Annotated in this window: 19 protein-coding genes and 1 pseudogene; 13 read left to right on the forward strand and 7 right to left on the reverse strand. The window is 62.7% G+C overall.

The window, feature by feature from the left end:
* Position 1: 1 nt before the first annotated feature.
* Positions 2-3181: an efflux RND transporter permease subunit gene (locus MRBLMC3_RS04285; protein WP_363826118.1), complete on the reverse strand. Its 3180-nt coding sequence runs from the start codon at positions 3179-3181 to the stop codon at positions 2-4.
* Between the two features lie 3 nt (positions 3182-3184).
* Positions 3185-4348 carry an efflux RND transporter periplasmic adaptor subunit gene (locus MRBLMC3_RS04290; protein ID WP_363754731.1) on the reverse strand — a complete coding sequence of 388 codons (1164 nt, stop codon included), beginning with the start codon at positions 4346-4348 and terminating at the stop codon, positions 3185-3187.
* 118 nt (positions 4349-4466) lie between these two features.
* Between MRBLMC3_RS04290 and MRBLMC3_RS04295 the strand changes: the two genes are divergently transcribed.
* Both MRBLMC3_RS04295 and MRBLMC3_RS04300 read left to right on the forward strand, forming a co-directional pair.
* Positions 4467-5054 (forward strand): TetR/AcrR family transcriptional regulator, encoded by a 588-nt coding sequence (locus tag MRBLMC3_RS04295; RefSeq protein WP_363826120.1) that lies wholly within the window; start codon positions 4467-4469, stop codon positions 5052-5054.
* Between the two features lie 230 nt (positions 5055-5284).
* Complete coding sequence (locus MRBLMC3_RS04300) at positions 5285-5446, forward strand: hypothetical protein (RefSeq protein ID WP_363754735.1); 162 nt, start codon at positions 5285-5287, stop codon at positions 5444-5446.
* Positions 5447-5450: 4 nt separating this feature from the next.
* Here MRBLMC3_RS04300 and MRBLMC3_RS04305 read toward each other — a convergent pair whose 3' ends face one another.
* The 3 genes from MRBLMC3_RS04305 to MRBLMC3_RS04315 all read right to left on the reverse strand — a co-directional run bounded on the left by MRBLMC3_RS04305 (position 5451) and on the right by MRBLMC3_RS04315 (position 10662).
* Positions 5451-8342 carry a M16 family metallopeptidase gene (locus MRBLMC3_RS04305; protein WP_363826122.1) on the reverse strand — a complete coding sequence of 964 codons (2892 nt, stop codon included), beginning with the start codon at positions 8340-8342 and terminating at the stop codon, positions 5451-5453.
* A 216-nt stretch (positions 8343-8558) separates the two neighbouring features.
* Positions 8559-9944 carry a DEAD/DEAH box helicase gene (locus tag MRBLMC3_RS04310; RefSeq protein ID WP_363734652.1) on the reverse strand — a complete coding sequence of 462 codons (1386 nt, stop codon included), beginning with the start codon at positions 9942-9944 and terminating at the stop codon, positions 8559-8561.
* 247 nt (positions 9945-10191) lie between these two features.
* A complete protein-coding gene (locus tag MRBLMC3_RS04315; RefSeq protein WP_363734651.1) occupies positions 10192-10662 on the reverse strand; it encodes a pyridoxamine 5'-phosphate oxidase family protein in 471 nt (156 codons plus the stop codon).
* Positions 10663-10776: 114 nt separating this feature from the next.
* Between MRBLMC3_RS04315 and MRBLMC3_RS04320 the strand changes: the two genes are divergently transcribed.
* From MRBLMC3_RS04320 to MRBLMC3_RS04370, 11 genes are all read left to right on the forward strand, one after another.
* Positions 10777-11349 carry a NifU family protein gene (locus tag MRBLMC3_RS04320; RefSeq protein WP_133652153.1) on the forward strand — a complete coding sequence of 191 codons (573 nt, stop codon included), beginning with the start codon at positions 10777-10779 and terminating at the stop codon, positions 11347-11349.
* A 100-nt stretch (positions 11350-11449) separates the two neighbouring features.
* Positions 11450-12079 (forward strand): tRNA (adenosine(37)-N6)-threonylcarbamoyltransferase complex dimerization subunit type 1 TsaB, encoded by a 630-nt coding sequence (gene tsaB, locus MRBLMC3_RS04325; protein WP_363826126.1) that lies wholly within the window; start codon positions 11450-11452, stop codon positions 12077-12079.
* Entirely contained in the window at positions 12076-12555 is a 480-nt protein-coding gene (rimI, locus tag MRBLMC3_RS04330) for a ribosomal protein S18-alanine N-acetyltransferase (RefSeq protein WP_363734649.1), read from the forward strand. The genes tsaB and rimI overlap by 4 nt, the downstream gene beginning before the upstream one ends.
* 112 nt (positions 12556-12667) lie before the next feature.
* Positions 12668-13093, forward strand: a complete 426-nt coding sequence (locus MRBLMC3_RS04335; RefSeq protein ID WP_363734648.1) for a MucR family transcriptional regulator — start codon at positions 12668-12670, stop codon at positions 13091-13093.
* 123 nt (positions 13094-13216) lie between these two features.
* The gene (locus tag MRBLMC3_RS04340) at positions 13217-13639 is read left to right on the forward strand and encodes a Fur family transcriptional regulator (protein ID WP_133652157.1); all 423 of its coding nucleotides are present in this window, start codon (positions 13217-13219) and stop codon (positions 13637-13639) included.
* A 6-nt stretch (positions 13640-13645) separates the two neighbouring features.
* Positions 13646-14386 carry a lysophospholipid acyltransferase family protein gene (locus MRBLMC3_RS04345; RefSeq protein ID WP_363826129.1) on the forward strand — a complete coding sequence of 247 codons (741 nt, stop codon included), beginning with the start codon at positions 13646-13648 and terminating at the stop codon, positions 14384-14386.
* A 27-nt stretch (positions 14387-14413) separates the two neighbouring features.
* Positions 14414-15763, forward strand: coding sequence for a tRNA (N6-isopentenyl adenosine(37)-C2)-methylthiotransferase MiaB (miaB, locus tag MRBLMC3_RS04350; protein ID WP_363826131.1), 1350 nt, complete (start codon positions 14414-14416; stop codon positions 15761-15763).
* Positions 15764-15885: 122 nt separating this feature from the next.
* On the forward strand, positions 15886-16890 hold the full coding sequence (locus tag MRBLMC3_RS04355; protein WP_363734645.1) for a PhoH family protein: 1005 nt from the start codon (positions 15886-15888) through the stop codon (positions 16888-16890).
* Positions 16891-16916: 26 nt separating this feature from the next.
* Positions 16917-17417, forward strand: coding sequence for an rRNA maturation RNase YbeY (gene ybeY, locus MRBLMC3_RS04360; protein ID WP_363734644.1), 501 nt, complete (start codon positions 16917-16919; stop codon positions 17415-17417).
* A 99-nt stretch (positions 17418-17516) separates the two neighbouring features.
* Positions 17517-18464: a hemolysin family protein gene (locus tag MRBLMC3_RS04365; protein WP_363734643.1), complete on the forward strand. Its 948-nt coding sequence runs from the start codon at positions 17517-17519 to the stop codon at positions 18462-18464.
* 106 nt (positions 18465-18570) lie between these two features.
* Positions 18571-20058: a DUF2142 domain-containing protein gene (locus tag MRBLMC3_RS04370; protein WP_363826133.1), complete on the forward strand. Its 1488-nt coding sequence runs from the start codon at positions 18571-18573 to the stop codon at positions 20056-20058.
* Positions 20059-20112: 54 nt separating this feature from the next.
* Here the strand turns inward: MRBLMC3_RS04370 and MRBLMC3_RS04375 are convergent.
* Positions 20113-20691: pseudogene (locus MRBLMC3_RS04375) on the reverse strand (phosphatase PAP2 family protein); the annotation flags it as partial.
* Entirely contained in the window at positions 20648-22045 is a 1398-nt protein-coding gene (lpdA, locus tag MRBLMC3_RS04380; protein ID WP_363826135.1) for a dihydrolipoyl dehydrogenase, read from the reverse strand. The gene lpdA and the pseudogene MRBLMC3_RS04375, both read right to left, overlap by 44 nt.
* Positions 22046-22058 lie beyond the last annotated feature (13 nt).

Genomic DNA, 22058 nt, shown 5'->3' on the forward strand with positions numbered 1-22058 from the left:
GTCATGGTGCCTCCTGCGAGCCGGGCAGAGCGTTGCCCGCTTGCCCTTCCCCGTCCTTGCCATGATGTTCGCGGAACAGCCGCTTCACGACCGTGAAGAAGACCGGCACGAAGAATATCGCCAATATCGTGGCGGCCAGCATGCCCCCGACTACCGCCCAGCCGATGGCGTTCTGACCACCGGCGCCCGCGCCCTTCGCCACCGCCAGCGGCAGCACGCCGAAGACGAAGGCAAAGCTGGTCATCAGGATCGGCCGCAGGCGCAGCTTGCCGGCTTCCAGCGCCGCCTGCGCGGGTGATAGCCCCTCACGCATCTTTTCCTCGGCAAACTCGACGATCAGGATGGCATTCTTGGCCGACACGCCAATGGTCGTGATCAGGCCGACCTGCAGATAGATGTCGTTGTTGAGGCCCACCAGGGTCGCCGCGACAACCGCCCCGAACACGCCAAGCGGCACCACCAGCATCACCGCGATCGGCACCGACCAGCTTTCATAGAGAGCAGCGAGGCACAGGAAGACGATCAGCATGGACAGCGCATAGAGCGCCGGCGCCTGCCCGCCCGATGTCTTTTCCTCATAGGAAATCCCGTTCCATTCATAGCCCACGCCAGCCGGCAGCTTTGCTGCCATCTCCTCCATCGCCCTCATGGCCTCGCCGGTGGAAACGCCGGGTGCCGGCGCCCCCATGATCTGCATCGACGGCACGCCGTTGTAACGTTCCAGCTTGGCGGGACCATGGGTCCATTCGGTGGTCGCGAAGGCAGAAATCGGCGCCATCACGCCGCTGCTGCCGCGCACGTGCAGCACGCCGATCGCATCCGGCGTGGTGCGGAAGGGTGCGTCGGCCTGCACATAAACGCGTTTCACCCGGTTGCGGTCGATGAAGTCGTTGACGTAGCTGCTGCCCATCGCCGTGCTGATGGTGTCGTTGACGTCGGACTGCGCAATGCCCAACGCGCCGGCTGCCGCCTGATCGACATTCAGCTTGAGCTGCGGTGTATCTTCCAGTCCATTTGGCCGGACCTGCGCCAGCCGCTTGTCCGCCATCGCCATGCCCAACAATTGGTTGCGCGCCTCCAGCATCTTGTCGTGGCCGAGCTCGGCCCGATCGACGAGCTGGAAGTCGAAGCCGGTGGCATTGCCCAGTTCCTGAACGGCGGGCGGTACGAAGGCGATCACCATGCCGGCGGTCAACTTGCGGAAGGCGGCATTGGCGCGCAGAGCGATGGCGGACACCTTGTTATCGGCGCCCTTCCGCTTCGACCAATCCTTCATCCGGACGAAGGCGAGCCCGACATTCTGTCCCTGCCCCACAAAGCCAAAGCCGGAAATGGTGAACACGGCCGCGACATTATTCCCCTCGGCTTTCACGAAATGATCGCGCACCTTCAGCAGGGTTCTTTCGGTTTCCCCCAGCGTGGACCCGGCCGGCAGCGATACCTGGGTAATGATGATCCCCTGATCCTCGTCCGGCAGAAAGCCGCCGGGCAGACGCAGGAAGATGATCCCCATGCCGACGACGATCAACGCATAAACCAGCATCGTCCGGCCCCAGCGCCGTTCGACCTTTTGCACAGTGGCGCCATAGCGCACGACATTGCGGTCGAAGCTACCGTTGAACCAGTCGAAAAACCGGCCGAACCGCGATCCCAAAGGGCCCGTCCAGATATGGCTGTGTCCCTTGGGCCGCAGAATCGTCGCGCAAAGCGCAGGCGTCAGTATCAGCGCGACCAACACCGACAATACCATCGCCGACACGATGGTGATGGAGAACTGGCGGAAGATTACCCCCGTCGAGCCGCCAAAAAACGCCATGGGGAGGAATACCGCCGACAGCACCAGGCCAATGCCGATCAGCGCGCCGCTGATCTCATCCATGGATTTCTTGGCGGCTTCCCTTGGGCTCAGCCCCTCCTCCTGGATGATGCGCTCCACATTCTCGACCACGACGATCGCATCATCCACCAGCAGCCCGATCGCCAGTACCATGCCAAACAGCGTCAGGGTGTTGATGGTGAAACCTGCCGCATAGAGGACCGCCAGCGATCCCAGCAGCACGACCGGGACGGCGATGGTGGGGATCAGCGTGGCACGCCAGTTCTGCAGGAACAGGAACATCACCACGAAGACAAGCAGCGTGGCTTCAAACAGCGTATGGATGACCTGCTCCACCGACAGCTTCACGAAGGTGGAATTGTCGACCGGGAAGTCATATTTGACCCAGCTTGGGAAGGTCTTGGACAATTCCTTGACCCGGCTCTTCACGCCTTCGACGGTATCGAGCGCATTGGCACCCGGCGCCAATCTCACGCCAAAGCCGGCGGCGGGATGCCCGTTGAACTTCGCGCTGAAGCTGTAGCTTTCCGCACCCAGTTCGACCCTGGCGACATCCGCCAGATAGACGACCGATCCATTGCTGTTGCTGCGCAGCCGGATTTGCCGGAATTCTTCGGGCGTTCTGAGCCGCGACTGCGCGGTGACGGTCGCGTTCAGCGCCTGCCCCCTGGGCGACGGCGTGCCGCCGATCTGACCAGCCGAAACCTGGGCGTTCTGGGCCCTGATGGCGGATTTGACGTCGCCGGTGGTGACGCCCAGATTGGCCATCTTATAAGGGTCCAGCCAGATACGCATGGCATATTGCGCACCGATCAACTGGGTGTCGCCCACGCCGGGAACGCGGCTGATGGGATCCTGCAACGTGGAGGCGATGAAGTCGCCAGCATCCTGCTGGTCGTGAATGCCGTCATCGGAATAGACGGCCATGATCGTCAGGAAGGTCGAGGCGGACTTGGTCACGCGCAATCCCTGCTGCTGCACTTCCTGGGGCAGCAGGGGCGTGGCTTGGGCCAATTTGTTCTGCACCTGGACCTGCGCGATGTCGGCATCGGTCCCCTGCTCGAAGGTCAGGGTGATGTTCAGATTGCCTGCGGAATCGCTGCTCGACGAAAAATAGCGAAGGTTATCGATGCCCTTCAGCTGCTGCTCGATGATCTGGGTGGTCGTGCTTTCCAGCGTTTCGGCATTCGCGCCCGGATAGCTGGTGGCGATCGTCACCGCGGGCGGCGCGATCTGCGGAAATTGCGCCACGGCCAGCGAGCGTATGGCCAGCATGCCGGCCAGCATGATGACGATGGCGATGACCCAGGCGAAAATGGGCCTGTCGATGAAATAGCGGGACATGGGTCAGTTCGCCCCGCCAGCATTTGCCTGCTTCTGGGCGACGGTGACCTGCTGAGCCGGGCCCGGTTTCACGACCGTTCCGGGCCGCAGGTTGACCAGGCCTTCCACGATCAGCCTGTCTCCAGCCTTCAGGCCTTTGGTGACGATCCATTTGTCGCCCACGGCCCGGTCGGTTTCGACCTGACGCAGTTCAGCCTTGTTGTTCGTGCCCACGACCATGGCGGTCGCCCGGCCCCGCGCGTCGCGGGAAATGCCCTGCTGCGGCGCCAGGACCACCTGGCTCCGCTCTCCTTCGACCAGCCGGGCGCGGACATACATGCCCGGCAACAACAGCCCGTCCGGATTGGCGAAGGTCGCACGCAACGTCACGGCGCCCGAGCTGGGATCGACCGTCACCTCGGAAAATTGCAGACGCCCCTCGATCGGATAAGTGCTGCCATTGGGCAGCAGCAATTGCACGCGCGCGCCAGCGGCAACGCCGACTCCACCGGCCTTCATCGCCTGCTTGAGGTCGATGATCTGCGCGGCCGATTGCGTGACGTCTACATAGACGATGTCGGTGCGCTGGATCGTGGCCAGGGGATCGGCCTGCCCCGCCTGCACCAGGGCGCCAGGCGTGAAAAGGGAGCGCCCGATACGTCCCGATATCGGAGCCCTGATGCGCGTAAAATCCTGGTTCACCCGCGCTGCCTGGACAGCCGCCTGTTGCGCCGCAACATCCGCGCGGGCCTGCTGAGCGGATGCCGCGGCATTGTCGGCCTCCTGCCTGCTGACCGCGTTGATGCCGACAAGATCCCGGTAGCGCTGCGCCTGAAGGGCGGTTGCGCGAATGGATGCCTGCGCCCGCGCCAGCGCGCCCTGAGCCTGACCCAGAGCGGCTCGATAGGGCGCATCCTCGATCTCGTAAAGCATCTGGCCGGCGCGCACCTGTGCGCCCTCCGCGAACAACCGACGGCGGATTATACCATTGATTTGCGGGCGAACCTCGGCCGTCTCCAGCGCGGCGATACGGCCAGGAAGTTCGGTCATCAGGGGCGCGTTCTGCACCGTAAGTTCCACAATGCCCACGGAGGGAGGCGGCGGCGCAGGCGGTGACTGTTCCCCGCAACCACCCAGAGCCAGAGCGGATGCACAGGCCAGCAATCCGACGAATATCCCCTTTTGCATCGGCCGTGCTCCGTCTTCAACAATGGCATTCTACCGGAATGAACGTTCATTCCGGTTGCGGCGCAGGTAGGAACATGCCACAATTTGTTCAAGAGTAAAAAAGCCTGGGGGAAAGTTTTTGGTTGCGCCGCAACATGAACAGAATGCGAGAAACCGCATATTGGGCGCGGCTCGAAACCTGTTCGCCGCCAATGGTTTTCACCAGACCGCCATGGCCGAACTGGCCTCCGCCGCCCAAGTGTCGGTCGGCCAGATCTACCGCCTGTTCAAAGGCAAGGAAGATATTATCGAGGCGATCGTCCAAGCTGACGCGCAAGAGCGGGAAAGGACGATCCAACACCTGCAGGATCGGCTTGATGCAGGCGATATCAGCGTGGAGCAGACATTCGAACTGCTGATGCTGGATGTCATGGACAACCCGCACGAAGCCCTGTCCTTCGACATTCTGGCTGAAGGTTTTCGCAACGGGCGGGTCGCAGACATGATAGCCGACATGTGCAACGGCTTGCGCAAATCCCTCAGCGATTTTGCCTGCCTGGCCAACCCCGGCCTGTCAGGGGAAGCGTTGAAGAGCGCCGAGGAAATGATCCTTGCCTGTCTTTTCGGCCTTGGTCATCGCAGCCTGTCGAGACCTTCGATCAACGACGAACGCACGGCGCGATGCGCGGCATTCATGATCGTCGCTGCCCTGCGAGCCATGAAGTAGAAGGATTTCCAAACGACCGGACCGATCGCTGGTCGAGAAATCGCGGGCTATAGGATTTCAGGAAGGCCATCTGGCTCAACCAGGTCGATGTCCGCGCCAGCACCGACGACCAATCGACCCGCCCTCGGTTCCCCTCCTTCTACCGCATTGCAGCAGATAGCTGCACGCGAAGCGGCAACTTTGTCAGCCCATGAACATTCTCGCCTCGAAATCGTTCCGGGAGGCATGAGATGAACATGGATATGACGTTCAACCGCAGCTATTTCGAAGCGCGGCTGGATCGCAACCGACGGCTGGCCGCCGGCTCGCGCAATCCGGAAATTCGGGCGATCCACATGGAATATGTCCGGCTCTACAGCCAGTTGCTGGAACAGGGTCGCCCGCCGGCCTGATCCATCATCTGGCGGCAACACCTTCGGGCAACACGACCGCAGACCAGCTTCTGGCGGATACCAGATATTTGGCAGCAAGGGCCCGAATGTCGGCCGGAGTGACCGTCAGCATGTCCTGCGCCATGGTCTGCATGGCCTGGACATAACGCGGATCATGGGTCGCTCCCTCCATCTGGTTCATCCAGAAGGCATTGCCTGTCCCGGCCCGCATCAGCAGTTGCCGCATCGGCGCGACCGCCCGTTGCAATTCATCATCGCTTACCGGATTCTTGGCCAGATCCGCCGCCGTATCCTTCACCACGCCGTAGAAATAATTGACCCGATCCGGGCGGACCTGGCTCGTCACCAGAATATAGCCGCCGCTTTCATAGGAAAATGGCCAGTTGTTCTGGACACTGGGTGAATAGGCCGCCCCTTCGGTAGAGCGCAGCTTGTCGAACAGCCGATCATTGAAAATCTGGGTCAGGATTTCCAGCTGCCGCGCTTCCTTGGTCAGCGCGAAACCGCCTGCGGTCGGCCAGGCCATGACAGCCGCCGCCTGCTCCTTGTCACCCTTGTGGCGCAGGACCACCGGCGCCTCGACATGCGCGGGAAAGCGCATGACCTTGTTCGCGGCGGGAACAGGTACATCGGTCCGCTGCGGCAAGGCACCAAAGGTCGCGGCTACGGCCGCAATGGCGTCATCGGCCTTCACCTGTCCGAATATCTGAATCTCGATGGGCCCGGAAGCCAGCAGCGGCTCCCAGGTGGCACGAAAGGCCTGCGGCGTCAGTGCATCGATCTCATTGCGTGATGGCGTGCGGAACCGCACATCCTTGTCGTGCAGCAACCAGTTGAGGTCACGCGCCAAAACCGAATCCGGTGCCCGTTCCATCGCATCATAGGCAACCCCGGCCCCCGTCTTCACACGCGCGATGGGCGCCGGATCCCATCCCGGCGCGAACAATTTGGTCGCGAACAGCAGCAACTGGTCCTTATAATCCGCCGGCCGCGTCACCGCCTGCATTTCAAAGGCGTCGTCGTCGATGGAGAAGTCCATGCCCATGCGACGCCCGTTGGTCAGATCGTCCAGTTCCCGTTGACCAAGCTTTCCGATCCCGCTCGCCACCAGCGCATAGTCGGCTGCCCAGCCCGGCACTGGCCTGGTAGGAGAAAAGGCCTGCTGGCCATGGCCGAAGCGGACGTTGATCCGCACCTTCTCCGTCTCCGCATCATTGGCGAACAGGGTCAGCTTGACGCCGTTGGAAAAGGTGATGCTCTCCATTCCCGGCAGACCGATGGGCGTGCGAGAGACGACTCTGCCCGGCGCGCCAAGCTTGGGCAGGTCCGCCATGGTCACGACCTTGTCCGCCAGCCTGGCGTTGGTCGCAGCCTTGACCGGCGCGGCGACGGCGGCCGCCAGGCGGGCGTCGACCCCCGGCTGCACCTTGCCGGTGATCAACTGCGCGCGAAAAACGCCTGCGGAAAACAGCCGCCGGGTGGAATCCAATATCTTCTGCGGTGTCATGCCCGCTTTGCCGGAACGGAAGATTTCCAGTGCCGCCTGCGGGCTGACGGTGGTTTCGCGGATGTCGACCGCGCTTACCAGGTCGCTCGCCTGCTTGGCACCGGCCTCCGTATCCGCATTTTCGACCTGAATGGCGAGCGCGGTGTCCATCTGGGCATATTCACGGTCGATTTCGATCTGGCTCGGCGGGGTGTCCTTCGCATCCTCTATGATCGCGCGGACATCGCCCAGCGCCTTTTCCCAATTCTCTCCCGCCGGCACGATGGTGACGAAGGTGCCGTCGGCGGAACGGCTGATATCCTGCTGATCCACACTCGCCTGAAGAAAGCTGCCACCACTGCGCGCAGCCTGTTCCAGACGGCGGCTGATGATCTGCAGCGCCAGCATGTCGGTCAGCTTGTCCTGATTGTAGACGATGGTGTCGGCATGCGGCTTCCAGGGACGCAGCCAGGCCATGGTCAGGCCCGTCGGCGCGCCCGGCTCCACCGTCACCCGGGTCGCAGGCGCCTTGGGATCGGGTTCCCCGAAATCGGGTAGCGGTGCCCCCTTGCCCGGGACGGTCCAGGGACCGAAATTATCCTTGATCAATTGCTCCGCCACAGCCGGATCAATATCGCCGGCAATCGAGATCACGGCATTTTCCGGTCGGTACCAACGCTGGTGGAAAGCCTCCATCTTCGCGGCCGTGACAGCATTCAGCGTCGCGACCGTGCCGATCGGGCTATGATCGGCCAGCGGCTGGCCAGCGAAGAAATGCCGCCGGGTGGCGTCGGAAATCCGCATCTGCGGCCCGTCGCTTTCCCGCTTTTCCGCCAGCACGACGGCCCGCTCTGCATCAACGGCGCTGTCGACGATATTGGGATCGGTCATCATGCCGGCCAGGATCTTCATGCTTTCGCCGAGGCTGGCCGGGGTCGTCTGCGGCAGGTCGAGCGCATAGGTCGTTCCCGTGGCGGTCGTCTGCGCATTGCTGTCGCTGCCGAAGGTGACGCCCAGCCGCTGCCAGATGCGCTTGGATTCGCCGTCCGGCACATGGCGGGAACCGCGGAAGGTCAGATGCTCCATGAAATGGGCGTATCCCAGTTCATCGGGATGCTCCATCAGAGAGCCGGCGTCGATCCGCAGCCTGACCGACACCTGCCCCGGCGGCACGCCGTTGCGGCGGACAGCGTAGCGCAAGCCGTTGGACAATGTGCCAAAGCGCCACGCCGGATCGATGGGCACGTCGCTGTTCTCATAGAGCCATGGCCTGACCTGTGCATGGCTGGAACCCGGCGCGACCGGCGTGGCGGCTGGATCGCTTTTCGCCGAGAGAGGCGCGGTAATGCCCGAAAGCAGAAGGGCAAGGACGGACAGCGAAGCGGCAGAACGTCGGAAAGGAAAGCTCATGGCCGCGCAGCCTAAAGAGATTTTCCTGAATGGCCACTGACAAAGCACGAAGCGCGCCGACTGCTGCGCAAAATCCCTCCGGATTGGGCATCCGGAGGTTCTGCGGCGGCGAGCACCTGGTCCCCCGCCGCCGATCTGCAATCCTATCGCGCGAACCGGGCTCCTACCTGGGCAGGAGCACATCGGATATCATTAAACCCGCAGTCGGGCCGCCATTCACCGCCCGCCGGTCTTCTGAACCGCACCCTTATGGGTGCCGACACCGCCGCCCCCGCGACGCCGCCGGAAATTCTTCTTTGCCGGGTTCGCGGCTTCGCCGTCCGGCCGATGCGCCCGCTCGGCATTGCCGCGCTGCTGCTTCTGCTGGTCCTGATAACGGCGCTGGCCGTCGGCGCGGCGCACTTTCTGCTCCGGCGTCTGCTCGCGCCCCTTGCGCTGCGGCGCGGCCTTGGGAAGATTGCGCACCGCCTCGACGAAATTCTCCGGCAGCGGCACAACGTCCAGCTTCACCTTGGTCGTGCGCTCGATGGCCTTCAGATAAGGCCGCTCGTCGTCCGCCACGAAGCTGATTGCGACGCCATCCGCGCCCGCCCGCGCCGTGCGGCCGATACGGTGGACATATTGCTCCGGCACATTGGGCAGCTCGAAATTGATGACATGGCTGACGCCCGACACGTCGATACCGCGCGCCGCGATATCGGTCGCTACCAACAGCTTCACATGGCCATGGCGGAAGGCCTGGAGCGCGGTGGTGCGCTGCGCCTGGCTCTTGTTGCCATGGATCGCGACCGCCTGAATGCCTGCGCCTTCCAGAAAGCGCACGACCCGGTCGGCGCCATGCTTGGTCCGGGTGAAGATGAGCGCGCGATCAATATCCTCATTCTGGATCGTCAGGTTGAGCAGCGCCTGCTTCTCCACCTGATTGACGAAGGTCGCCTGCTGCCGGACCCGCTCGGCCGTCGTTGATTGCGGGGCAACGCTGACCTTCACCGGATCGTGCAGGAACTGACTGGCCAGCGCCTCGATCTCACCCGGCATGGTGGCGGAGAAGAACAGGTTCTGCCGCTCCTTCGGCAGCAGTTTGGCGATGCGCTTCAACGGGTGGATGAAGCCCATGTCCATCATCTGGTCGGCTTCATCGAGGACGAAAATCTCGGTATCCTTGATCGTGAAGGCGCGCTGGTCGATCAGATCGAGCAAACGGCCCGGCGTCGCGACGACGATATCGACGCCCCGTCCCAACGCCCGGATCTGCCGGTTGATCGGCACGCCGCCAAACACGACCTCCACGGACAGCTTCAGGAAGCGGCCATAGTCACGGAAACTCTGCGCGATCTGCGCCGCCAGTTCACGCGTCGGCGACAATACGAGCATGCGGCAACCCTGCAGCGGTGTCGGCTTGGGATTGCGGGCGAAGTGATCAAGGCTGGGCAGCGCGAAGGCGGCGGTCTTGCCGGTGCCGGTCTGCGCGATGCCGCACAGATCCTTGCCCTTGAGCAACACGGGAATGGCTTGCGCCTGGATGGGCGTTGGCGAACCATATTTCTTGGCGGCGAGCGCCTTCAGGATCGGCTCGGCAAGGCCAAGGTCGGTAAATTGCATGAATGATAACTCACAAATGGGCCCCGGCGCCTGCCGGCAGGGCCGGGACGCAAGGCGGGTTACGAAACGACCCGCGTGAAAAGGGAAGCCTCAAAGCTTGGCGCAGACTTTCATTGGCCGGCCCCGATACCCGTCCGGGCCGAAGCGATCACGCTGCCAATCGCTGATGGGGGCATGAAGCCCGCTGCTGCGTTGCAGCGCATATGGCGGGAATGTCGGGAAAAAGCAAGCGGCGCTTTCGCCTCCCCTAAAGCGTCACCTCGACATGCTTGCTTCGCATCTCCTCGCGCACGTCTCCGCCGAACATCTGCCGAAACATGCCGCCCAACGACATGTCCGCTCGCCAGATTTCCGCGCGGCCAAGATCGAAGCGCAGCATCATCAGATGCGGGTCCTGCCTCCCGCCGGGATACCAGCTCGCGACATCATTGGTCCAATAGCGATCTATTACCGCCGGGTCCGCCTCCTCAACCAGGGTGCCGTCGACGCAGGCGAACAGGAAATGCCCCTTGCCCGCGAACTGCGCCATGGCCGGCCCGCCCTTGGCCAACCGGTTCTCCCGCGTCGTATAGAACCAGAAGCAATGATTTGCGCCGGGATCGAGCTGCGCCGTCATGGGCATGCTGTGATCCGGTGATCCTCTCAGGCCGACCATCAGGAACGGGCTTTGCGACAATTCCGTCCAGAAGCGGTGGCGGATATCGGTCTCGTTGCTCATCTTCTCTCTCCCTTCGACATCAGGCGGGGCTCAATCGACGGCGCCAAGCGTTTTGCGAGACGCAATTTAGCACGAAAGCTTGATCTTGCGCAGTCTTCTCTCCACATAGCGGGCATGTTGATCGAGACAGAAGCGACGCCCAATCCGGCCACCGTCAAGTTCATTCCCGGCCGCGTGGTCATGGGCATGGGCACCCGTGATTTCGCCACACCGGAAGAGGCGGAAGCATCGCCGCTGGCCGACGCGCTGTTCGGGCTGGGCGACGTGACAGGCGTCTTCTTCGGGGGAGACTTCATTTCCGTCACCATCGCGCCCGGCGCGCAGTGGAGCGACGTGAAACCCGACATTCTTTCCGTCCTGCTCGAACATTTCACTGCCAACATGCCGCTGTTCGCGCCCGGCTCCGCCGGCGAGATTTTCGTGCCGGAAGAAGAAGAATTCGCCGACGATCCGGAAGATGAGGAGATCATCGCGCAGATTCGCGAGTTGATCGACACGCGCGTTCGTCCAGCAGTGGCCAATGACGGCGGTGACATCATCTATCGCGGGTTCGACAAGGGCACCGTCTATCTGCGCATGCAGGGTGCCTGTTCGGGCTGCCCTTCCTCCACAGCGACGTTGAAGAACGGCATCGAACAGCTGCTCAAGCATTATGTGCCCGAAGTGACGGAAGTTCGCGCTGTCTGAGCGAAAAAACAGTTTGCCGGGAATGATTGGCAAAGCCGCGCCGATCGATTAACCGCATAGCCGGGCATCGCATCAGGCGAGCGGTCTACAGGGGTTTTCATTGCGCATATTGGTCATCGACACCGCGACACAGGCGCTGTCCGTGGCGTTGCTCGATGATGATGTGCCCCTCGGTCATTTTCATGAGATCGTCGGACGCGGGCACGCGGAGGCCCTGCTGCCCGCCATTGCCGCCTTGCCAGACGGCGGCCGTGCCGATGCGATCGCCGTCGATGTCGGCCCCGGCAGCTTTACGGGTGTGCGGATCGGCGTCGCCGCGGCGCGGGCGCTGGCGCTGGCCTGGGGCATTCCGCTGCATGGCTACAGCGCTCTCGGGATCATCGCTGCGAAGGCCGCCGCCGCATATCATCAAAGCGGACCTGTGGCCGTCACCATCACGGGCGGCCATGGCGAATTGTTCTGGCAGACCTTTTCCGCAGATGGGCTTGAACCGATCGGCAAGGCGGCTTCCACGCCCATTGCCGAACTGGCGCACCAACTGGAGCATTCCACCATCTATGGCACCGGCGCCGAAACATTGGTGACCGCGCGCGGCCATGGCATGGCGGTCAGCCTTTATCCCGATGCCGCCGACTATCCATTGGTGGCAGGATTGGCTCCCCTGCCGCCCTCCCCCATTTATTGCCGTGGGGCCGATGCACGGCCTATGGCGGAACGGGCCGCACCATGACCCCAGGCCTGACGCTCCATTCCTATGAGGATGGCGAACGGAACGCCATGAGCGACGCCATGGAAATCATGGCGCGCGCCTTCGACCCGGCTTTTGGCGAAGCATGGACGCTGCCGCAACTCGCCGGGGTGATGACGATGCCCGGAACATGGCTCACCATCGCCCGGATCGATGCCGCGCCGGTCGGCTTTGCCCTCGTGCGCTCGGTGCTCGACGAATGCGAATTATTGTTGCTGGCCGTCAGCCCGCTCTGGCGCGGAAGAGGCATTGGCGAGGCACTGCTGCGCGATAGCCTCAGAACGGCGCGCAAGCGGGGCATTACGTCGATGAATCTGGAAGTGCGCGCGTCGAATACGGCAATAAGCCTGTATGAAAAAGCCGGATTTGAATATGTACATCGCCGCCCCGGTTACTATCGCGGCAACGATGGACAACTTCATGATGCACTGAGCTTTCGTATCGATATGCTCAGGTGATTTTCATCCGCCCTTGCAAAACGTAAATCATCGGTATAGCTGACCCATACCGCTCCTGAAATGATTTTCCTCGGGCGGGTCGCGCAACCAATAGCCTTCGCAGGGAAAAGAAATGGAAATCGAATCAGCGCAGAGCGAACTGCTCATTACTTTGACGTCGGATATTGTCGCGGCCCATGTCTCGAACAACAGCGTCGCCGTCTCCGACGTATCTACCCTGATCCAGAATGTGCATGCTGCGCTTTCCGGCCTTGCTTCGCCGGCTGCGGTGCCTGAAGTGAAGCCGGAACCGGCGGTGTCGGTCCGATCTTCGATCAAGCCCGACTACATCATCTGCCTGGAAGACGGCAAGAAGCTCAAGATGCTGAAGCGCCACCTGATGACTCATTATCAAATGACGCCGGAAGATTATCGCGCGAAATGGAGCCTGCCGGCGGACTATCCGATGGTCGCTCCCAACTATGCCGAACAGCGCCGCAGCCTTGCCAAGAAAATCGGCCTCGGCACCAAGCGCCGTCGCGTCCGCGCACCCAAATAAGCGCGCAAACACAGGTAAAGCCCAAGGAAAAAGGGGAGCGCCCGATGGCGCGCCCCTTTTATAGTGGGAGGAAAGCCGCTAGGCTCTTTCCGGTCCACGTGAATTCCAGCCAAGTGAGCCTGCATGAACCGCAAGATCGACGTCGAAGCCCTTTGCCATGAAAAGGGCCTGCGCATCACCGAACAGCGCCGCGTCATTGCCCAGGTGCTGAGCGACGCGAGCGATCATCCGGATGTGGAGGAGTTGCACAGGCGCTCCGCAGCGATCGATCCGGGCATCTCCATCGCGACCGTCTATCGCACCGTCCGCCTGTTCGAGGAAGCGGGTATATTGGACCGGCACGATTTCGGGGATGGCCGCGCCCGCTATGAGGCCGCGCCCGAATCCCACCACGACCATCTGATCGATGTCGAAACCGGCAATGTCATCGAATTCGTCGATCCTGAACTGGAGCAGCTTCAGAAGCAGATCGCGGAAAAGCTCGGCTTTCGCCTGGTCGACCATCGGATGGAACTGTACGGCGTCGCGCTCGACCGCAAGAGCTGAGGCAGCTTGGCTGCATTCCGCCGCATCATGCGCCTGGCGGCCCTGGCCGCGAGCCTGCTGCTCTGCCTGATCCCACATCTGTTCTGGCGCGCGATTGGGCGCCGGTCACCCTGGCCGCCGCGCTTTCTGGCGTTGGCAGGCCGCGCCGTCGGAGCCCGCGTGCGGATCGATGGTCATCCCTTCCAGGGCGACAGCTTCATCATCGCCAATCATGTGAGTTGGGTGGACATATTGGTCCTGGGCGGCGCCACGGGCGCGGCCTTCGTCGCGCATGACGGCATAGCGCGCTGGCCGATCATCGGTTGGTTGGCAGCGCAGAACAATACGCTTTTTGTCGCCCGCGACAGGCGGGGAGCGCTTTCCTCCCAGCTCGACACCCTGCGGGCGGCCTTGGCGGGGCATCAACCGGTTGCGCTTTTCCCGGAAGGCACGACCAGCAACGGCAGCGGCCTCCTGCCGTTCAAGCCCGCCCTGCTGGCTGTGCTCCTTCCCCCTCCGCGATCAGTCCGGATTCAGCCGGTCCATATCGACTATGGCCCGGCGACCGCCGAGATCAGCTGGCATGGCAACGAGCCGGCCGGGGCGAACGTCAAGAGACTGCTGGAACGCAGCGGCAAGCTTGACGTCACACTGCGCTTCCTGGAGCCGTTCGATCCGGCAATCTGCCCCGATCGCAAGGCCTTGGCCGCCATGGCACAGGAAAGAATAGCCAGCAGCATCATCGCGCACCTGGCGCCTTTTACTTGAGCCGCACCCCTTGTATAGCTGGATCGCATGAATCGGTACGACGCCCAAAAGACTCCAGCGACATTCCACGTCAAATCCTTCGGCTGCCAGATGAACGTCTATGATGGCGAGCGCATGGCAGAAATGCTGGGAGAGCGCGGCATGACCGCAGCAGCCGAAGGCGTAGAAGCGGATCTGGTCATTCTCAACACCTGCCACATCCGCGAAAAGGCGGTGGACAAGGTCTATTCGGATATCGGCCGCATGACCCGCGAGGACGGCAGCCGCCCAATGATCGCCGTCGCCGGCTGCGTCGCGCAGGCGGAGGGCGGCGAAATCCAGCGTCGTGCCCGCAATGTCGACATCGTCGTCGGCCCCCAGGCCTATCATCGGCTGCCAGACCTGATCGATCAGGCGCGGCGCGGCGAGCAGGCCGTCGACACGGACATGCCGCTGGCGTCCAAGTTCGGCGCCCTCCCCGCGCGCACCAAACAGGCGCGGCCCACCGCCTTCCTGACGATCATGGAGGGCTGCGACAAATTCTGCACCTATTGCGTGGTACCCTATACGCGTGGCGCCGAGATAAGCCGAAGCTGGTCGGCGATCCTGGACGAGGCGAAGGCGCTGGTTGACGGCGGCGTGCGGGAGATCACCTTGCTAGGCCAGAACGTCAACGCCTGGACCGGCGAGGACGACAAGGGACGGGCCCAGGGCATGGACGGCCTCGTCCGCGAACTGGCCAGGATCGATGCGCTGAAACGGATCCGCTACACCACCAGCCATCCCAACGACATGAGCGACGGACTGATCGCTGCCCATGGCGACGAACCCAAGCTGATGCCCTTTCTCCACCTGCCCGTGCAGTCGGGCAACGACCGCGTGCTGAAGGCGATGAACCGCAGCCATAGCGCAGACAGCTATCTGCGCATGATCGATCGCGTGCGGGCGGCACGACCGGACATAGCGCTTTCCGGCGACTTCATCGTCGGCTTCCCCGGCGAGACCGAGGCCGAGTTCGAGGATACGCTGAGGATCGTGGAACAGGTCCGCTATGCGCAATGCTACAGCTTCAAATATAGTTCGCGCCCCGGTACGCCTGCCGCCGACATGGACGGGCAGATCGCAGCGGAGGTAATGGATGAACGGCTTGCCCGCCTTCAGGCGCTGATCAACCGTCATCAGGTCGAGTTCAACGCGGCCACGGTCGGCCGCCGCACCGACATCTTGCTGGAGCGCAAGGGCCGTCATCCGGGCCAGCTTATCGGCAAGACGCCCTGGCTTCAGTCCGTCCACGTCACCGCGCCGGAACTTTCCATCGGCGACATGGCGGAAGTCGATATCATCAGCGCCGGCCCGAACAGTCTGGCCGGACAACCCAGCAGGAGGAAGGCCGCTTGAACCTACTTACAGTCGTTCCCGTGACAACGGGAACCCATCTCCAGCCCTGTCCACCAGGCTTAGCCGACAGGAGATGGATACTCGCCTACGCGAGTGTGACTGATGAAAAGGGAGGCTGCTGAATGTCGAAAAAACCCAATCATACCCACCGGGCCGAAGTCGCCGAGCGCGCACGACTTGAGGTCACTTTCGACCGGCCGCACCTGCTGGGTGCTCTTTTCGGCCAATATGACCAGAATCTGGTAGCCATCGAAAACCGCCTGGGCGTCTACATCGCGGCCCGCGGCAACAAGCTCCAGATCGAGGGGGACGCCGAGGCTGCGGCGCGCGCACGCGACGTGATGACCGGCCTGTACAACCGCATCGTCGCCGGCCAGGAAATCGATGCCGGTGCGGTGGAAGCCGTGATCGCCATGTCCGCCGAACCGACGCTGGACGGCATCATTCGGCATGACGTGGCCGAACCGCCCAAGGTCATGATCCGGACGCGCAAGAAGACCATCGTCCCGCGTTCCGCGACGCAGGTGACCTATATGGAAGCGCTCACCCGCAACGACATCATCTTCGCGCTGGGCCCGGCAGGCACCGGCAAGACCTATCTCGCGGTCGCGCAGGCGGTGAGCCAGCTCATTACCGGCAGCGTCGATCGCCTGATCCTCTCCCGCCCGGCCGTTGAAGCGGGTGAACGGCTCGGCTTCCTGCCTGGCGACATGAAGGAGAAGGTCGACCCCTATCTTCGCCCCATCTATGATGCTCTCTATGACACGCTGCCGGCCGAGCAGGTCGAACGCCGCATTGCATCGGGCGAGATCGAGATCGCGCCTCTCGCTTTCATGCGTGGCCGCACCCTGTCCAATGCATTCATCGTGCTGGACGAAGCGCAGAACACCACCGTCGCCCAGATGAAGATGTTCCTGACGCGTTTTGGCGAAGGCAGCCGCATGGTCATCTGCGGCGACCCCCGTCAGGTCGATCTGCCGCAGCCCGGCATTTCCGGCCTGGCGGACGCCGTTGCGCGACTGGAGGGGGTGGATGGCATCTCCGTCGTGCCTTTCGGCATCAGCGACGTGGTGCGCCACCCGGTCGTCGGCCGCATTGTCCAGGCCTATGAGGGCCCCGATGCCTGAAATCCGCATGGCGTGGAGTGCCCGAAATGATTGAAGTCGCCGTCCTACACGAAGAGGGCTGGCCCGATACCGACTGGGAAATCCTGGCCCAGCGCGCTGTGACGGCTGCGATCGTCCACAGTCCCTATGCGTCCTTCGCGACGGACGAGGCCTTTTACGAGGTCGCGGTAAAGCTGACCGATGATGAAGAGGTGCATGGTCTCAATCGCGCCTATCGGGACAAGGACCGGCCAACCAACGTCCTGTCTTTCCCCATGGTTCAGGCCGACCTTCTGGAGGGCACGGCCAACACTGACGATGGCGAGGTGCTGCTGGGCGATATCGTGCTGGCGGAAGGAGTCTGCGCCAGGGAAGCCGCCGAGAAAGGCATCTCCATCGCCGATCATGCCGCGCATCTGATCGTCCATGGGACTTTTCATTTACTGGGATATGATCATATGGAGGATGCCGAGGCCGAAGCGATGGAAGCGCTGGAAACCCAGTCGCTGATCAGTCTGGGCATTTCCGATCCCTATGGGGACCGTTGATATTGCACGGCATCGGCTTTAGCGGAAGGCCGTCTGCCCTTTGAGGGTCAGGGCAAGGTCTTTACACGCGATGCTTTGAACAAGGGAACAGGAAGTACAATGGCGGAAGGCGGTCCCAAGGACGGCAACGGTTCGAAGGAATCGGACAGTAGCAGCCACGAGGGCGGTTTATGGAGCGGCCTGAAGTCGCTGCTCTTTGGCGATGAGGAAAGCCACAGCCTCCGCCGCGAGCTGGAGGATGCGCTCGACGAATATGATGAGGAGGAGCAGGAGGAAGGCGCCGCCCCTCCTGCCAAGGGCGACCTGTCCGCCATCGAACGCCAGATGGTCCGCAACCTCCTGCATTTTTCCGAACATACGGTCGATGACGTGGCTGTCCCCCGCGCCGACATCGTCGCGATCGAGGAAAAGGCCAGTTTCACCGATCTCGCCGCGCTGTTCGCTGAAGCGGGACACAGCCGCATTCCGGTCTATCGCGAAAATCTGGACACCATCGTCGGCATGATCCACATTCGCGACGCCTTCGCCATATTGGCGGGCAAGGCGCCGGTGCCCGACACGCTCGAGCCGCTGATCCGCCAGCCGCTTTATGTCCCGGAAAGCATGGGCGCGCTCGATCTGCTCGCGGAAATGCGGGCCAAGCGCACCCATCTCGCCATCGTGCTCGACGAATATTCCGGCACGGAAGGGCTGCTCACCTTCGAGGATCTGGTCGAGGAAATCGTCGGCGAGGTGGAGGACGAGCATGATGAGGAACCCGAAGCGATGCTGGTTCCGCTGGAAGGCGGCCTCTGGGAAGCCGATGCGCGCGCCGAGCTGGAGGATGTCGCGAAGGAAATCGACGAAAGGCTGGCGGACATCGAGGAGGATGTCGATACGCTGGGCGGCCTTGCCTTCGTGATCGCCGGTCGCGTTCCTGAGCCGGGCGAAATCATCGAGCATGACCAAAGCGGCTGGAAGCTCGAAATCCTGGACAGCGACGGACGCCGCGTCAGCCGTCTGCGACTGCACCCGCCCGCAAAACGGGAAATCCGCGAAGAGGACTGATCCCGCCCTGACGCAGGCCCTGCTCAAATTGTCGATGCAGATCAGCCATCGGCGCGAAATATTAAGGGCTTGCCGCTAGGCCTCCCCGGGACGAAGGGGGCGATCGATGCGACGGGACGGACGAATATCCAGCTTGGCAGGTCCGGTGACGGTGGACCACGCGCCATGGACCGGCCTGGAAAAGCGGCTCTATGCGTTGATCTGCATCTCGACGCTCTTCTTTGCCTGCGTCACGCCGCCCTTTCAGGCTCCTGATGAGAACCAGCATTATGTAAAGACGCTGTTCCTTTCCGAGGGCGGCATACTGGCCCAAAGGCGTGGCGAGATGATCGGCGCGGACCTTCCTCGCTCGGCCATCGACCTGCACGATGTCCATTTTACGGCGCAAACCTCCCCCGGTGTTCGCCTGTTCCACCCTTCGATGCTGAAAACGGCATGGAATGAGGGGAAAACCCGTAGCGACGAGCGCAGCTTTGCCGATTTCCCCAATGTGGCAAATTATGCGCCCACCCTCTATCTGCCGGGTGCCATCGGGCTGACAATCGGTGAGGCTTTGGGCCTGCCCCCTTTGGGTGCATTCTACAGCGGCCGGATCGTGAATGCGCTGTTTGCGCTGATCGCGCTTGCTGTTGCGCTCCGCCTCATGCCCTTCGGTCGCTTTGCCATGCTCGGCACGGCGTTGCTGCCGACCTTCTGTTATCAAAATGGTTCGCTCTCCCCCGATGCGGTCATCAACGGCACGGGCTTTCTGGGCCTCGCCCTGGCGCTGCGGGCGGGCTTTATGGGGTTTACGGCCAAGCGCGGCCTCGCCCTCCTTCTACTGGCACCTTTGCTGGCGTTGGCGAAGGGCGTCTACTTGCCGTTGATGGCGGCTGGATTGCGCAGGCCAGAGAGCCGCCGTGATCTTCGCCCTTATTGCCTTCTTGCCGCGATGGCGGCCGGTGCGCTCGCCTTCCTTATGTGGATGAAGTTCTCCGGCGGGAGCCAGGCGCTTTACCATATTATGTCGCGCAAAACGGGGGAAATGGTCACGACAGCCCCGCTCGCCCGGCAATTTGCCGTGATCCTGCACGACCCGCTGGCCTATCTTCATGTCCTGGCGACCAGCGTGACAGAACGCGCGCCGGTCTATGCGTTTCAGATCGTGGGCCGCTTTGGCTGGAACGCTATCCTGCTGCCTTTGCTGGCCTATCCGCTGGCACTCGCGATGCTGGCCGGCGCGGTTTGCAGCGGGGCGGGCACAGGTCTTTCCTGGCGACAAAGACTCTGGTGGCTCGCCGTCGCCGCCGGGGTTGCGCTGCTGATAGAAACCGCCATGTACCTCACGGGCACGCCGCTCGGCGCGGACTATATTCAGGGCACGCAGGGACGCTATTTCCTGCCCATCCTGCCTCTCGCGCTACTCGCCCTCATGCCCGCCGCGCCCTTTCGCGGTGCCGGCGTGCTGTTCGGCGGATCGGCGTTGCTGCTACTGTGCATTGCCGCCGCCACGGTGTTCGACAGCTTCTGGGTCCATGGCTTCGTCACCGCCGACGGAATGCCCCCGCATCATGACCCGATCCGCCAGCTCCTCCTGCCTTCCCCCCGCTGGTAGCCAGACGCGACACAGCGCCAGCCAGCCCAGCCCTTCGATCCATCCGGCCAGCACGTCGCTGGGCCAATGGACGCCCAGCCACACCCGGCTGATCCCGATCAGCGCGATTGCCGTCGCCATCAGGACATAGACAGAGCGCCGCCCGCCCAGCATCGCCAGTGCCCCGAAGAAGATCATATTCCCCGCCGCATGGCCGCTCGGAAAACTGTAGCTGTGCACAAGGTCGAGATGCGGCAACAGATCGGGCCGGGGCGCGGCAAATATCTGCTTGGCCGCAAGATTCAGCAGCGTCCCGCCCACAACCGCGCAAAGCAACCACAGGGCACGCGCCCGCGCCATGCGCCATAGCGCCACGCAGCAGGCAGCCAGCAATGCGAAGCGCCCGGCCGTTCCGCCCACGGCCGAAGCAAATTGCATGATCCAGGTGATCATGACGCCGACGCCACTGTCTCGCGCACGTCCCGCAACGCCCATGAGTCCGAAGTTCAACCCATCCAGCCATCCCTGCCGCTGGAGAAGGGCAATCCCCAAAACGCAAAAAAGCGCGAGGGCCAAAGCCCCCGCGCCTTTCTCCACGGCTTTACGCCGATCAGATATGGAGCGCGCGCCCATAAGCGGCGAGCACGCTTTCATGCATCGATTCCGAGATCGTCGGGTGCGGGAAGACCGTATGCATCAGTTCCGCTTCCGTCGTCTCCAGCGTCTTGCCGATCGTGTAGCCCTGGATCATCTCGGTCACCTCGGCACCGACCATGTGCGCGCCCAGCAATTCGCCGGTCTTGGCGTCGAACACCGTCTTGGTGAAACCTTCGGCCTCGCCAAGCGCAATGGCCTTGCCATTGCCGATGAAGGGGAACATGCCGACCTTCACCTCATGGCCGGCTTCCTTGGCCTTCGCTTCGGTCAGGCCGACGCTGGCGATCTGCGGATGGCAATAGGTGCAGCCAGGGATGTTGCGGGGGTCCATGGCATGTGGATGCTTGCCGGCAATGGCTTCGGCCGTGATCACGCCCTCATGGCTCGCCTTGTGCGCCAGCCACGGCGGCGCGGTGATGTCGCCGATCGCCCACAATCCCTCGACATTGGTGCGGCACATTTCGTCGGTCTTCAGGAAACCGCGCTCGTCCATGGCGACGCCCAGTTCCTTGAGGCCGATATTCTCGGTATTGGGAACGATGCCGATGGCGACGATCATATGGCTGAATTCGGCAGCCGTCTCCTTGCCCGCCTTGTCCTTCAGCTTCGCCTTCACGCCGTTCGCGCTGACCTTGATATCGCTGACGCCGGCGCCGGTCAGGATGGTCATGCCCTGCTTCTTCAGCGCCTTTTCGAGGAAGGCTGACACATCGGCATCCTCTACCGGCACGATGCGGTCCATCATCTCGACCACGGTCACGTCGGCGCCCATGTCGTTGTAGAAGCTGGCGAATTCGATACCGATCGCGCCCGATCCGATGACCAGCAGCTTGCTGGGCATTTCCGGCGGCGTCATGGCATGGCGATAGGTCCAGACCCTCTTGCCGTCAGCAGGCGTACCGGGCAGGTCGCGCGCCCGCGCGCCGGTGGCGAGGATGATGTTCTTCGCCGTCAGTTCCTCGGTCTTGCCGTCGCGCGTGACGCTGAGCTTGCCTTTCCCGGTCAGCTTGCCCTCACCCATATGGACGGTGATCTTGTTCTTCTTCATCAGGTGCGTGACGCCCTGATTGAGCTGCTTGGCAACGCCGCGCGAACGCTTCACCACCGCTGCGATGTCGGCGCTGATCTTCTCCGCCGCCAGGCCATAGTCGCCAGCATGCTGCATATAGTGGAAGATTTCTGCCGACCGGAGCAAGGCCTTCGTCGGGATGCAGCCCCAGTTCAGACAGATGCCGCCCAGATTTTCGCGCTCGACGATCGCGGTCTTCAGGCCCAGCTGGGCGGCGCGAATGGCGGCGACATAGCCGCCGGGGCCGGAACCCAGAACGATAACATCATAATTTTCAGCCATGATCTATCTCGCT

Source organism: Sphingobium sp. LMC3-1-1.1, assembly GCF_040676285.1.
Lineage (GTDB): Bacteria > Pseudomonadota > Alphaproteobacteria > Sphingomonadales > Sphingomonadaceae > Sphingobium.

Bases quoted from the DNA above. Each gene is read 5' to 3' on its own strand.
- MRBLMC3_RS04305 (WP_363826122.1), bottom strand. From the start codon at position 8,342: ATGAGCTTTCCTTTCCGACGTTCTGCCGCTTCGCTGTCCGTCCTTGCC.
- ybeY (WP_363734644.1), top strand. From the start codon at position 16,917: ATGATTGAAGTCGCCGTCCTACACGAAGAGGGCTGGCCCGATACCGAC.
- MRBLMC3_RS04300 (WP_363754735.1), top strand. From the start codon at position 5,285: ATGAACATGGATATGACGTTCAACCGCAGCTATTTCGAAGCGCGGCTG.
- rimI (WP_363734649.1), top strand. From the start codon at position 12,076: ATGACCCCAGGCCTGACGCTCCATTCCTATGAGGATGGCGAACGGAAC.
- miaB (WP_363826131.1), top strand. From the start codon at position 14,414: ATGAATCGGTACGACGCCCAAAAGACTCCAGCGACATTCCACGTCAAA.
- MRBLMC3_RS04355 (WP_363734645.1), top strand. From the start codon at position 15,886: ATGTCGAAAAAACCCAATCATACCCACCGGGCCGAAGTCGCCGAGCGC.
- MRBLMC3_RS04320 (WP_133652153.1), top strand. From the start codon at position 10,777: ATGTTGATCGAGACAGAAGCGACGCCCAATCCGGCCACCGTCAAGTTC.
- MRBLMC3_RS04365 (WP_363734643.1), top strand. From the start codon at position 17,517: ATGGCGGAAGGCGGTCCCAAGGACGGCAACGGTTCGAAGGAATCGGAC.
- MRBLMC3_RS04340 (WP_133652157.1), top strand. From the start codon at position 13,217: ATGAACCGCAAGATCGACGTCGAAGCCCTTTGCCATGAAAAGGGCCTG.
- lpdA (WP_363826135.1), bottom strand. From the start codon at position 22,045: ATGGCTGAAAATTATGATGTTATCGTTCTGGGTTCCGGCCCCGGCGGC.
- MRBLMC3_RS04335 (WP_363734648.1), top strand. From the start codon at position 12,668: ATGGAAATCGAATCAGCGCAGAGCGAACTGCTCATTACTTTGACGTCG.
- MRBLMC3_RS04370 (WP_363826133.1), top strand. From the start codon at position 18,571: ATGCGACGGGACGGACGAATATCCAGCTTGGCAGGTCCGGTGACGGTG.
- MRBLMC3_RS04285 (WP_363826118.1), bottom strand. From the start codon at position 3,181: ATGTCCCGCTATTTCATCGACAGGCCCATTTTCGCCTGGGTCATCGCC.
- MRBLMC3_RS04315 (WP_363734651.1), bottom strand. From the start codon at position 10,662: ATGAGCAACGAGACCGATATCCGCCACCGCTTCTGGACGGAATTGTCG.
- MRBLMC3_RS04310 (WP_363734652.1), bottom strand. From the start codon at position 9,944: ATGCAATTTACCGACCTTGGCCTTGCCGAGCCGATCCTGAAGGCGCTC.
- MRBLMC3_RS04290 (WP_363754731.1), bottom strand. From the start codon at position 4,348: ATGCAAAAGGGGATATTCGTCGGATTGCTGGCCTGTGCATCCGCTCTG.